The organism is Arthrobacter sp. 05L421 (assembly GCF_056397785.1).
Window position 1 is genome coordinate 151357 of record NZ_JBFTOC010000009.1, and the last position, 12066, is coordinate 163422.

Here is a 12066-nt window from a genome sequence, read left to right on the forward strand (position 1 = left end):
CGGTCGGCAGGGACCCGGCCCTAGCCGAGGAGGCCCGGGACGAGCAACAAGGCCGTCGGCACGGCCAGCAGCAGCGCGCAGCAGGCTAGGACGGCGGCCCGCAGCGGTTCCGCCAGCGGCGGCCGGGGCGAGAGCAGTCGGCTGACGCGGGACGCCGTGGTACCCGCCGAACCCGTGCCCCCGGTGGCGCCGGGCTGGCTGGGGTCGACGTCCGATAGGCCGGGCTCGCCGAACGCCAGGCGTGCCGCCGGGGCGGCCGGGGAGCCGCTGGCCACGATGGCAATCGCCTTGATCAGAGTCGCCTTGGTCTCCGTCTTGAGCGCGACGTCGTCGGCCAGCATTTCGATCAGGGAGTTGACCGATTCCTGCGCGAGCCGGGTGGTGGGGAGCCACGGCAGGGCTTGGCGCCACGCTGCGAATGCCCACAGCAGCAGGTGGTGGCGCTGGCTAAGGTGCGCGTTCTCGTGAATCAGCACAGCGCGGAGCTCGTCGGGCTCCAGGGCGGCCATGAGCCCGTCGGAGAGAACTGTCACGGACCGTGCGCCGCCGGGCAGGCAGTAGGCCACGGGCGAGTCCACGTTCAGGACCATGGTCCGCGGGCCGTCGGAGGACGGTGAGGCCAGAAGGTCCAGCAGTTCGCGGTGGCGCCGGCGCTGGCGCTGGATCTTGTAGTAAGTCAGCAGCAGGGTGAAAACGAGGTGCGCCGTCAGCAGGGCGGCGGTCGAGAGCGCAAATATGTGCCAAAAGCCCAGCTCAGTGGTGGGGGCATTGTTGAAGACCATCCCTGCCAGGGCCCGCAGGCCGGATACCAGGTTGTCCCCGACCGGCTCGAGCCCATAGACCAGCATGGCGCCGATCATGGACAGGCCGCCGGCGAGGGCGATCGCCTGCCACAGCAGCATTGCCGTGAAGGGGGAGCGGGCCGGCCACTGGGCACGGGAGAGGAGGATAGGCACCGGCCACGCCAATGCTATCGCCAGGACCGCCAGAAAATATGAGGTCCAGAACATCGGGCGCTAGCTGTGGCCCAAAAGCTTGCGCAGGGTTTCTGCTTCGTTGTCCGTGACGGAACCAATGAACCGGGCCAAGACTGCCTCGCGGTCCGGGGCGGAGCCGAGGACCTCGTGCATGAGCTCCGCAGTGTGGTCCGCGCGGCTCGAGACGGCTTGGTAGCGGTGCGGGCGGGTGCCGCGTTCGCGTTCCACAAGGCCCTTGCGCTCTAGGCGCGAGAGTACGGTCAGCACGGTGGTGACGGCGAGGTCCTTGCCCACGTGCCCTGCGGTGCCGTCCTGGGGATGGGTGCTCTGTGCGAGGAGGTCCCGCAACGTGTTGGCCGTCGCAGCTTCTTGGCCTGCCCAGAGCAGATCCATCACTGCCCGTTCCAGTTCACCGAGACTTGCCATTGCATACATCCTTCTATGACTGCCGCGCCGGCGTCGTGCTGGGAAAAAGCTGGTGCCTGCCGGTGCGGTGTATGTGAACACTTCAGTTACAAATTTACCGCGTTTTGCGCATTCTTTCTACATGAAGTAGAACACGGCCTTTCGGCGTGTCGGGCTGCCGCTTCGGGGCCCTGAGCTGGGGGCCGTTCGGCCATTGCGGGCCGTGACGCGCCGTGGGAGCCTGAGTTACAGGGAAGCGCCGATGTGTTCTACACTCTGTAGAAGACATACTTCTACGCCACGTAGAAGTTGCTCGAGCCTAGCCAAAAGTAGGGACTGCCTTGGACGCCTTGGAAATCGCACGCTGGCAATTCGGTATCACGACGGTCTACCACTTCATGATGGTGCCGCTCACGATCGGCCTCGGGCTGGTGGTGGCTGTGATCCAGACGTTCTGGTACCGCACTGGCAAGCCGGAATATCTGCGCATGACCAAGTTCTGGGGCAAGCTCTTCCTGATCAACTTCATCATGGGCGTCGCCACCGGAATCGTGCAGGAGTTCCAGTTCGGCATGGCCTGGAGTGAATACAGCCGCTTTGTCGGTGATGTGTTCGGCGCCCCGCTGGCCATGGAAGCGCTCCTGGCCTTCTTCGTCGAGTCAACGTTCCTGGGCCTGTGGATCTTCGGCTGGAAGCAACTCAAACCCGGCGTCCACTTGGCCTGCCTTTGGGTCGCCGTCATTGGCTCCGTCTTCTCGGCCTACTTCATCATTGTTGCCAACAGCTGGATGCAGCACCCTGTCGGTGTCCAAATGGTCAACGGCCGGCCCGTCATGACCGACGCATGGGCGGTCTTCACCAACAACACCGCCCTCGTCGCCGTCCCGCACACCCTTTTCGGTGCCCTCGCCGTCGCTGGGGGCTTCCTCCTCGGCATCGCCTGGTACCACCTCTGGCGTCGCCGCCACGACGGCATTGACACGATCGGGGCCGACGGCAAGGTAATTCCCGGCGAAGCCCCCGGCATCCTGGGCCGGGACCGCAGCGACCACACCGTCTGGATCCGCTCCCTGCGGATCGGCGCCGTCGTCGCCATGATTTCCTTCGCGGGCACCGCCGTCACCGGGGACCTGCAGGGCAAGCTCATGTTCGAGCAGCAGCCCATGAAGATGGCCGCCGCCGAGGCCGCCTGCCACGACGGCACCGGCTTCTCGGTCCTTAGCATCGGCAACGTCGGTTCCAAGAACTGCGACGACATCGTGGCCGTGATCGAGGTTCCCGGCATTCTGTCCTTCTTGGCCAAGGGTGACTTCACCACGGAGGTCAAGGGCGTCAACAGCCTGCTGGGCGAGTACCAGTCCAAGTACGGCACCACTTTGCCGAACAACCCCATCTACGGGGACCGCGCCGGTCAGCAAATCCAGTACGTGCCCGTCATGGAAGTCACCTACTGGGGCTTCCGGATGATGATCGGCTTCGGCGGTGTGGCCGCCCTCGCCGCCCTGCTGGCACTGTGGGCCACCCGCAAGGGAACCGTGCCGGCCTCCCGCGGACTCATGCGCCTGGCGGTGTTTGGCATTCTCGCACCGTTCGGGGCCAACGCCGCGGGCTGGATCTTCACCGAGATGGGCCGCCAGCCGTTCGTGGTGGCCCCGAATCCGGACCCCAGCGGAGTCGATCAGGTGTTTATGTTCACGGCCGCGGCCGTCTCGCCAGGGGTCTCGGCCGGCGAGATCCTGACCTCCCTCGTGGTCCTGACCAGCATCTATGCGGTGCTGCTGGTGGTGGAGGTCAAGCTCTTGGTCAAGTACATCCGCGGTGGCGTGGCCTCGGCCATGCCGGAACTGGTGCACGCCCCCGCCGACGAGAACGAGGACAAAACCCCGCGGGGCGGTCCGGGCAAACCCGACGACGACGTTCTGGCCTTCGCCTACTAGGCGCCGGCCCAGCAACCCACCTACCCAGCAACCCCACACGGAAAAGCGCAGAGGATTCTCAGCATGGAACTGCTACCCACCATCTGGTTCGTCGCCATCGCGGTGTTGTGGACGGGCTACCTCTTTCTTGAGGGCTTCGACCTTGGCGTCGGGATGCTGTTTAAGGTATTCGCCCGGGACAACACGGAGCGCCGCGTCCTGATCAACACGATCGGCCCGGTCTGGGACGGCAACGAGGTTTGGCTCCTGACCGCCGGCGGCGCCACGTTCGCGGCCTTCCCGCTGTGGTACGCCTCCCTGTTCTCTGCGCTGTACCTGCCGCTGCTGCTGGTCCTCGTGGCGCTCATCTTCCGTGCCGTCGCCTTCGAGTACCGCGGCAAGGTGGACAACCCCCGGTGGCGCGCCCGCTGGGACTGGGCCATCTCGGCAGGGTCGTTCGTCGCGGCCTTCGGCGTCGGCGCGGCACTGGCCCTGACCACCACGGGACTGCCGCTGGATGCCAACGGTGACCGCGAGGGCGGCCCGTTCGCCTGGTTCAGCGGCTACGCACTGCTCGGCGGGTTCGCCGTCGTCGGGTTCTCCCTCCTGCACGGGCTCGGGTTCCTGGCGCTGAAGACCGACGGCGAAGTCCGCCACCGGGCGCGGGCCTGGTTCGTCCGGTTGCTGCCCGTGCTGCTGCTGCCCATGGCCGGCTGGGCGGTGAGCCTCCAGCTGCTCAGCGGCGAAGCCTGGACCATCGCCGCCGTCGTGGCCGCCGTCGTCGCGGCAGGCCTGTCATGGAATTTCGCCCGCAAGGGTGCCGAGGGCCGTGCCTTCATGTCACTGGGGGTGTTCCTCCTGCTCGGCAGCGCGTCCATCTTCGGTGCAGCCTTCCCAGTGGTGCTTCCGTCCACCCTGAATCCCGCGTTCAACCTGACAATCTCCAACGCCTCGTCCTCGGACTACACCCTGGGCCTGATGAGCATTGTGGCCTGCATCGGGCTGCCGCTGGTCCTGGCCTACCAGGCCTGGACGTACTGGGTATTCCGGCGCCGGGTGAGCGCGGCGCACATCCCGGAGGCGCACAGCTTCCTTCCCGCGATCGCCGCCAAAGCCCTGGCACCGAAGGACTAACTTCGCTGATGAGACCGTTCCCTTCCGGCCCTGCGACCCGTTCCGCGCTCTACCTGCTGGGCCTGCTGGCCGCCCTGAAGGCGCTGTCCCTGGTGCTGATGGCCCAGGCTGTGGCATCAATGCTCGCCGGGCTCGCGGCGCATGACCCCGCATGGGCAGACCAACTGGTTCTGGGCGTGGCCGGGGCCGTGCTGCGGTCACTGACCGTGTGGGCCCAGACGGTGGCCTCGCGCCGGGCGGCGCTCGGGGTGAAGGAGGAATTGCGTAGTCAACTTCTCGAGCAGGCACTTAGGAACGGAACGCGCGCGTCCGGGCCCGCCGACGGCGGCCTCGCCGTCCTGGCCACCCGGGGGCTGGATGCCCTGGACAACTACTACACCCAGTACCTGCCGGCGCTGGTGAACTGTGCGGCCATCCCGCTGCTGCTGGGGGCCCGCATCCTGTTCGCCGACTGGATCAGCGCCGTGGTGATCGTGCTGACGGTGCCGCTGGTGCCGCTGTTCATGGTCCTGATCGGGCGGTACACAGAGGAACGCGTCAGGGAAGCCCAGTCCGCACTGGCACGGCTCTCCGGCCACATGATCGAGCTCGCCAAAGGTTTGCCCGTGCTCGTCGGCCTGGGCCGGGCCGCCGCCCAGCGCCAGGCACTCGAGGACATGTCCGAGGAATACCGTTCCCGGACCATGGGGACTTTGCGCACGGCCTTCCTCTCCGCCCTGGCCCTGGAACTCATCTCAACCATTTCCGTGGCGGTGGTTGCCGTGTTCATCGGCGTCCGCCTGGTTCACGGCGACATGGCGCTGGAGGCAGGGCTGCTTGCGCTCATTCTGGCTCCCGACTGCTACCTGCCGCTCCGCGAGCTTGGCACCGCGCACCACGCCAGCGACGACGGCCGGGCAGCGCTCGCCGAAACCAATGAGGTCCTCGCGGACCCGGGAGCCACGCCGCTGACCCCGGCGCCGGCCGCCGGACCCGCTGGTGGCCCGCCTGAGGTCACCGTGGGCGGGCTGACCGTTCGGTTCGGCGGTCGCACGGACGCCGCCGTCGGCCCACTGAGCTTCACCGCCGCCGCCGGCCGGATCACGGCACTCGACGGGGCCAGCGGCGCCGGCAAGAGCACCGTGCTCGGCGTCCTAGCGGGGACCATCGGGACGGGCACGGGAACCGTCGTGTCCGGACGCCTGGGAGGATTCACGACGGCGGACGTCGCGTGGGTGCCACAGCACCCCGTCATGGTGGCGTCCACGGTGCTGGACGAGATCCGCCTGTACCTCGGCGTTCCCACCTACGGTGCGGACAGTGCTCCGGCCGGCGGTGCAGGCGACGCCGCGGCGGGCACTGCCCGCGGCACGTCGGCCAGCGCTGACAGCGACGCGGCGGCGCAACGGTGCCTCGCAGCCGTGGGCGCGGAGCACTTGGCCGCCAAGCACCCGTCCGAGCTGAGCCCGGGGGAGCTGAGGCGGGTGGCCCTGGCCCGCGGGCTGGCGCGGATCGAAGCCGGCGCCAGCGTGCTGCTCCTGGATGAACCCACGGCCCACCTGGACCGGGCATCGGCCACATTGGTCAATCGGGCCCTCGCCGGGCTCCGCGGACAGGTCACTGTTCTGCTCGTCGCACACGACCTGCAGACCCGTGAGCTTGCCGACACACTCGTCGCGGTGGCCCCGCGCGGAAGCGGGCACGGGATCGAACATTCGGACGCCGTCACGCCTTGGCCGGCATCTGACCGGGCAGATGTGGACGTCCAGGCCGCGGCAATCCGGCAGCCTTCTGTTGCGGGTGCCGCGCCGCCGAGCCCGAGCGCGCCGCCGAGCCCGAGCGTGACACCGATCCCGACGCCGGGCCGCCCGGAGGCTGGCGCCGCGCCTGCCGTGACCGTCGGCTCGGCCGGCTTGGCGGGCTCAGCGGGCTCAGTCGGCTCGTCCGGCTCGGCCGGCTCAGTCACCTCCCAGTTGCGTCGCCTGCTGGCCCCTGTAATGGGTCGGTTTGCCGCCGCTGGGGCCGTAGGCACTTTGGCGGCGCTCTTCGCCGTCGCCCTCGCCGGGCTGTCCGGCTGGCTGATCATCCGCGCCAGCGAGCAGCCGCCCATCCTCTTTCTGCTCACTGCCATCGTCGGCGTGCGGTTCTTCGGCGTCGGCCGGGCGTGCCTGCGGTACGCCGAACGGCTGCTGTTGCATGACGCCGTGTTTGCCGCACTGACCCGGCTCCGTGGCCGGTTGTGGGAGTCGCTGAGCCGACGGGCACTGTCATTGCGCCGGCTGCTGCAGGGCGGCAACGTCCTGGGCACGGTGGTGGACGACGTCGACACTGTCCGCGAGCTCCTGCCCCGCGTCGTGCTGCCGCCCGTGACTGCCCTAGCTGTCGCCGCGGCCGCAGTGTGCGGGATCGGATTGCTGCTTCCCGCGGCGCTGCCCGCTGTGGGCGTAGCAGCGCTGCTGAGCATTGTGGTTGCCCCTGCACTGGCGTTGGCCGCCGACCGCATGTCTGCCGGCACCGAACAAAGACTCCGCTCCGGAGTGCTCCGTCACGTGGCCGCCGCCCTGGACGCCCGCGCAGAACTCCACGCGAACGGCGTGAGCGCCCCTGTGCTAGGCGCGATAGGCCGGGCAGACCGGGCCGCGACTGCTGCCTCACAGCGCTCAGCCTGGGCGGAAGGACTGGGCCAGGCCTTGACTGTCCTGGCCTGCGCCGGAGCCGCCCTGGCCAGCGCATTGCTGGCCGCCCCGCTCGCTCTGAGCGGCGCGGTCGAACCAGCGACGGTCGCCGTCGTCGTCCTTGTTCAGCTTGCCCTGGTGGACCCGTACGGGGCGATCACCACGGCTGTGCGGCAGTACCCGGCGTTGCGCGCCGTCATGCGGCGGATCAGCGAGGCAGGCGTCCTGGAGCCGTCGCAGTGCGACGACGCCGCTGCCGGAGGCTTGGTGTCCGTGGCCTCACGGCCCGACGGCGGGCCAGGGATCGAACTGGTGGACCTCGCCGTTGCCTGGCCGGGCGGCGGCACCGTCTTTACCGGACTCACGGCCGAGGCCGGGCCCGGGCGCTGGTTGGCCGTCACCGGCGCCTCCGGCTCTGGCAAGTCGACCCTGCTGGCCGCGATCCTGGGGTTCCTACCGGCGGCCAGCGGCCACCTGTACCTGGGCGGACGCGCCGCCTGGTGCCCGCAGGAGGCACACTTGTTCGACTCCACCATCCGCGGCAACCTCCTCCTGGCGCGGCCGGAGCCGGAACCCGTGCCGGAACCCGCACCCGCCCGCACGGACGCTGCCGCGACCGGGTCCGGGGATGCGGCGCGGGCCGGCAAGGCCGCTGTGGCCGGAGGCGACGAGCAGATGCGCGTTGCACTCGACGCCGTCGGACTCGGTCCGCTGCTGGCCCGGCTTGAGGACGGATTGGACACCCGGATCGGCCCGGGTGGGGCATTCCTCAGCGGTGGGGAGCGAACGCGCCTGGCCGTTGCGCGCACGCTCATGACCGGGGCCGATGTCATCTTGCTCGACGAACCTACGGCGCACCTCGATGCGGAATCAGGCAGGCTCATGCTCGCCGAACTGCGGGACGGGCTGCGCGACCGGACCGTTGTCCTTGTCACCCACAACCCGAACGATATCGACGCCGCGGACACCAGACTTGACCTGGACGCCGCGGCTGCCTCGGGCGCCGCGGGCGAGGGGCCGGCGCCGGCGGCCGTGCTGGCGCGGGGGTAGCCCTCCTATTAGCCTGTTGCCATGAACCAAAACGGCGAGTTCCAGCCCCGGCCCGCACTCGATCCCCGGCTCTCCTGGCGGGCAGCGGAGCCCAGGGACCTCGACGCCTGGGCCGGTCTGATCGCCCGGACCGCCGCCGTCGAGCAGCCCGTCTGGTTTGAGCGCCGGGCAGATCTGGAACAGATCATGGACTCGAAGAACAACCCCGTGGCGTCGAACAGCATCCTGGGATTCGACGCGGAGGGCGTTGCCCGGGCGTACGGCCGGATCACCAAGAACCGCGACGGTGACAAGGCGAACGGCTCCGGCTGCGTTGACCCTGAGTGGCAGGGGAGCGGGATCGGCACCGGGCTGCTGGGCTGGATGGAACAACGGACCAGGGAACGCTTCGCAGAGGACGCACTGACGGCGGAGAATGCCGACGAGACCGGCGGCGCGCGGACCGCGGTCCCGCGCCCCAGGCTGCGGCTCTACATGGAGCAGCAGCACCAGCACCAGGCTGCGTTGTTCGCCGGCTCCGGCTTTCGCATTGTCCGCTATTACAACGAGATGCATCGGCCGCTGAACCAGGCTGTGCCCGAGGCCGGTCTGGACTCCGGGCTGGAGTTCGTGACTTTTGGACCGGCCCTGCATGAGCCGGTGCGGCTGGCACACAACGCGGCGTTCCGGGACCACTGGGGCAGCGAACCCCGCGACGAGGAGGCCTGGGGCTTTGTGGTGAATGACCCGCAGGCCCGGCCGGACCTGAGCGGCGTCGTACTGGACCGTTCCACCGGCACGGTGGCCGGCTACCAGCTGGCCACCCACGACGCCGACGCCGCGCTGAGCCGGGGATTCCGCGAGGGGTACACGGTGCTGCTCGGAGTCCGGCGGGAATTCCGCGGGCGGGGCATCGCTCAGGTGCTCCTGGCCGATGCCCTGCGCCGCTTCGCCGCCGCGGGCATGGACGTGGCCTCGCTGGACGTCGATTCGGAGAACCCGACCGGAGCCCTCGCGCTCTACCTAAAAATGGGCTATACAGCGGTAAACCGGAGCATGGCGTGGGACAAGGATCTCCAACCGGCGGCGCCGTAGGCGGCCGGGACAGCCTTACTTAGCAGACCGTTGACTTGCCGGCGTGCCAGCTGTGTGGCTGCGGCCAGGCGCTAGCCGTCCGGGGGCGAACCGTCTGGGTGCTAGCCGTCCACATCGTGGAGGTGATGGACGACGTCGTGCAGGAAGTACTGCGCGAAGGTCAGGACAGTAAACACGGAGCCGTTGCTCCGGGTCCCCTTGCGGTCCCAATCCTCTTCCGGGACTCGAGCGAAGGACGCGGCGATCTGCTCGCCCTCGGCGGTTAACTCGGCGGCGACCTCGGCTGGGTCGGCGTTAGCGTAGTCCTTCTCGATCGCCGCTTTGTCCTGGTCCCAGTCATCGAACCGGGCATCGTCTTCGGTCAGCATGAGGGACAGACGGTGATCGAACAAGGTGAAGACGTCCCGGACGTGGCAGCCGTACTCGAGGACGGACCACGTGGCCTCATTGGGGCGTTCCGCCGCGTCCGGCCGTCGCAGGGCCGCCCGCCACCGCGGGAGCATGCTGGTGACCATCCCCGGCGCCGTGGCCGGAGTCGCAGCGGAGGCATCGAAACCGCACTCTGGGCAGGGCCGTGACAGGACCCAGGTCCAGTCCTTGGTATCCGGATTGATAGGCATTCCAGCAGTGTAGGTGCATTTGTCCCGCCGGGCATCCCAACTCTTTGCGGCAGCCAGAGGGTTGCGCAGTTGCGACCCTGGGTGGCCTGCAGTGGAACACGAAGGGCACACCGGCCGGGTGGGCAGGCAAGACGGTAATGGGACTCGTCAAACAGGCTCCTAGGAGCTCACGTCTACGTGGCCGCCGCGTTCACCGCAGTCGACTTGCCGCGGATCTTGCTGGCGACAAACCCGCGGTCGGGGCGGTATCGCCGTCGTTGCCAGGTACTCACTAACCAGGGCTCACTATTAGTGTCGGACCCCCTGAGTAGATTCAGGTCATGGAAGCCGTCAGGGATTTCATTGCTTGCGAGGACACGGACCGGGGCGCAGCCCAGGTCCGGCAATCCGGTGTGGACGCGGCGGCCGGCTTGGACGGGGTTGCTGCCGCGCTGGCTGCGCTGCAGGCGGTGAGTGTGACGGCGGTGGAGGACGCGGGATCGTGGGGATTCCGGGCCGCGTCGGACTTCGCCGGACGCGTGGAGGAGATCTCACGGATTATGGAGTATCTGCAGCTGGTCGGGGCCGCGGCCGTGGACCGGACGAGGAAGCAGTCCGCCGCCGGCGCCGGCGTTGCCGCTGGGGCGGCCACCTCGTGGACCACGGGCTGGCGCGAGAGCCCCGCCGGCTGGCAGACCGGCGGATCCGGAGCCGCCGGGCTTGCCGGCACCACCGCGGCGGCCGCGGCGGCGACCGCATCCGCCACGGCGGCGGCTGACGAGACCGCGGCTGGTGCGTCCGGGTCGACGGCGGCGGCTGATGCGTCGGCCGTGCCGGCGTCGGTTCTGGATGACGGATACCGGAACACCGCGGAATTTCTGCGGGCGCGGCTGCGGATCGGCGCCGCGGAGGCACGGCGCCGGCTCTCCCTCGCCGAGTCCCTGCTGCCCCGGGAGGGACTCGCCGGCCGGCCGGCGCCGCCCGTGCACCGGGAGCTCGCCGCGGCCGTCGCGGCCGGCGAGGTCGCCTCCCGGGCCGCGACCGTCATCGCCGTCGCACTCGAGCGGGTCCGGCCGCTCTGCGACCCGGACGCCGCGGCCCGGATGGAACACGCCCTGACCCGCACGGCCGCCGAGAACGACGCCGACTTCCTCGTCCGCGTCGCCCGCAGCTGGGCCGACGCGCTGGACCAGGACGGCGCCGAACCCTCCGAGGAACTGCTCCGCCAACTCCAGGGCGCCTTCATCCGCCGCCGGCGCCACGGCCTGCACCACCTCGAGATCTACGCGACCACCGAACAGTTCGAACACCTCCTCACCGTCATGAACACCGCCACCAACCCCCGCACCGGCAACGGCGGACCCTCCCCGGCGGCCGGAACGGGCGGCGGGCCCGCGGCGATGGCTACCGCCGGAGGTGCTGCCGTCGGAGCCACTGCCTTCGGCGATGGCTGGGCCGCAGACACAGCTTCCGGTGTTGGGTGGACCGCACACGCGGCCTCTGGGGAGGGGTCTGCCGCCACAGCCACTGCCACCGCCACCGGTTCTGCCGTCAGCGACGGCTGGGACGCAGACACAGCCTTCGGTGTTGGATGGCCCGCAGACGCGACCTCCGGTGCGGGTTCCGTCGCCGGAAACGAGTGGGCTGCAGGCGCCGTTCAGGGTTCGGTCAGTGCCGCCTCCGCCCGGGTCTCGGCCTGTGTATCCGGTGCCGCCGACGCCGATCCGGCGGGGGCTGGTTCGCCTGCCGGCCCAGCACCGGAGGACCTGCCCGGCCCCGGCAATCAGCCCGCGGAAGATCAAGAGGACCCCGCGCTGCCCGCCCTGGATCTCCGCTCCCGGCCGCAGAAGCTGCTCGACGGCCTGGTCGGCGCCTGCAAGGCCGCTCTCGCGGCCGGAACCCTGCCCGCCGCCGGCGGGCTCCGCCCGCAGGTCATGGCCACCATCGACTACCGCGACCTGCTCACCCGGCTCCAGGACAGCACCGGCGCTGCGCCGGAGACCACCCCCGCAGGATTCCGCCACTCACCAAGTCTGGCGGGCACCGGGTCGCTGCTGTTCACCGGGCCCGTCACCGCCTCCACCATCCGGAAGCTGGCCTGCGACGCGGACATCATCCCGGTCCTCCTCGGCGGCGGGGGCCAGGTCCTGGACATCGGCCGGGCCTCCCGGGTCTTCCCGCCGCACATCCGCAAGGCCCTCACCGCCCGGGACCGGGGCTGCGCCTTCCCCGGCTGCACCATCCCCGCGCCCTGGTG

The 12066-nt window shown here is 69.6% G+C and carries 8 protein-coding genes; 5 read left to right on the top strand and 3 right to left on the bottom strand.

The genetic code is table 11. The features are described 5' to 3' along the window. Positions 1–20 precede the first annotated feature (20 nt). Both AC1DKQ_RS12780 and AC1DKQ_RS12785 read right to left on the bottom strand, forming a co-directional pair. Positions 21–1010, bottom strand: coding sequence for a M56 family metallopeptidase (locus tag AC1DKQ_RS12780; RefSeq protein ID WP_476884836.1), 990 nt, complete (start codon positions 1008–1010; stop codon positions 21–23). A 6-nt stretch (positions 1011–1016) separates the two neighbouring features. Continuing rightward, positions 1017–1403, bottom strand: a complete 387-nt coding sequence (locus AC1DKQ_RS12785; RefSeq protein ID WP_476884835.1) for a BlaI/MecI/CopY family transcriptional regulator — start codon at positions 1401–1403, stop codon at positions 1017–1019. Positions 1404–1723: 320 nt separating this feature from the next. Between AC1DKQ_RS12785 and AC1DKQ_RS12790 the strand changes: the two genes are divergently transcribed. The 4 genes from AC1DKQ_RS12790 to AC1DKQ_RS12805 all read left to right on the top strand — a co-directional run bounded on the left by AC1DKQ_RS12790 (position 1724) and on the right by AC1DKQ_RS12805 (position 9210). Continuing rightward, a complete protein-coding gene (locus AC1DKQ_RS12790) occupies positions 1724–3319 on the top strand; it encodes a cytochrome ubiquinol oxidase subunit I (RefSeq protein WP_476919171.1) in 1596 nt (531 codons plus the stop codon). A gap of 63 nt (positions 3320–3382) precedes the next feature. After that, positions 3383–4432, top strand: coding sequence for a cytochrome d ubiquinol oxidase subunit II (gene cydB, locus AC1DKQ_RS12795; protein ID WP_476919172.1), 1050 nt, complete (start codon positions 3383–3385; stop codon positions 4430–4432). 8 nt (positions 4433–4440) lie between these two features. Beyond that, positions 4441–8136, top strand: coding sequence for a thiol reductant ABC exporter subunit CydD (cydD, locus tag AC1DKQ_RS12800; RefSeq protein WP_476919173.1), 3696 nt, complete (start codon positions 4441–4443; stop codon positions 8134–8136). A 21-nt stretch (positions 8137–8157) separates the two neighbouring features. Continuing rightward, positions 8158–9210: a GNAT family N-acetyltransferase gene (locus AC1DKQ_RS12805; RefSeq protein ID WP_476919174.1), complete on the top strand. Its 1053-nt coding sequence runs from the start codon at positions 8158–8160 to the stop codon at positions 9208–9210. A 101-nt stretch (positions 9211–9311) separates the two neighbouring features. Here the strand turns inward: AC1DKQ_RS12805 and AC1DKQ_RS12810 are convergent, their stop codons facing one another. Beyond that, positions 9312–9830: a DinB family protein gene (locus AC1DKQ_RS12810; protein ID WP_476884830.1), complete on the bottom strand. Its 519-nt coding sequence runs from the start codon at positions 9828–9830 to the stop codon at positions 9312–9314. 320 nt (positions 9831–10150) lie between these two features. Between AC1DKQ_RS12810 and AC1DKQ_RS12815 the strand changes: the two genes are divergently transcribed. Then, positions 10151–12066: DUF222 domain-containing protein (locus AC1DKQ_RS12815; RefSeq protein ID WP_476919175.1), on the top strand; the 1916-nt coding region annotated here is incomplete at its 3' end.

What these genes read in the sequence shown, in the direction of transcription:
- AC1DKQ_RS12780 (WP_476884836.1), bottom strand. Translation starts at nt 1,010, where the DNA reads ATGTTCTGGACCTCATATTTTCTGGCGGTCCTGGCGATAGCATTGGCG.
- AC1DKQ_RS12810 (WP_476884830.1), bottom strand. Translation starts at nt 9,830, where the DNA reads ATGCCTATCAATCCGGATACCAAGGACTGGACCTGGGTCCTGTCACGG.
- cydB (WP_476919172.1), top strand. Translation starts at nt 3,383, where the DNA reads ATGGAACTGCTACCCACCATCTGGTTCGTCGCCATCGCGGTGTTGTGG.
- cydD (WP_476919173.1), top strand. Translation starts at nt 4,441, where the DNA reads ATGAGACCGTTCCCTTCCGGCCCTGCGACCCGTTCCGCGCTCTACCTG.
- AC1DKQ_RS12805 (WP_476919174.1), top strand. Translation starts at nt 8,158, where the DNA reads ATGAACCAAAACGGCGAGTTCCAGCCCCGGCCCGCACTCGATCCCCGG.
- AC1DKQ_RS12785 (WP_476884835.1), bottom strand. Translation starts at nt 1,403, where the DNA reads ATGGCAAGTCTCGGTGAACTGGAACGGGCAGTGATGGATCTGCTCTGG.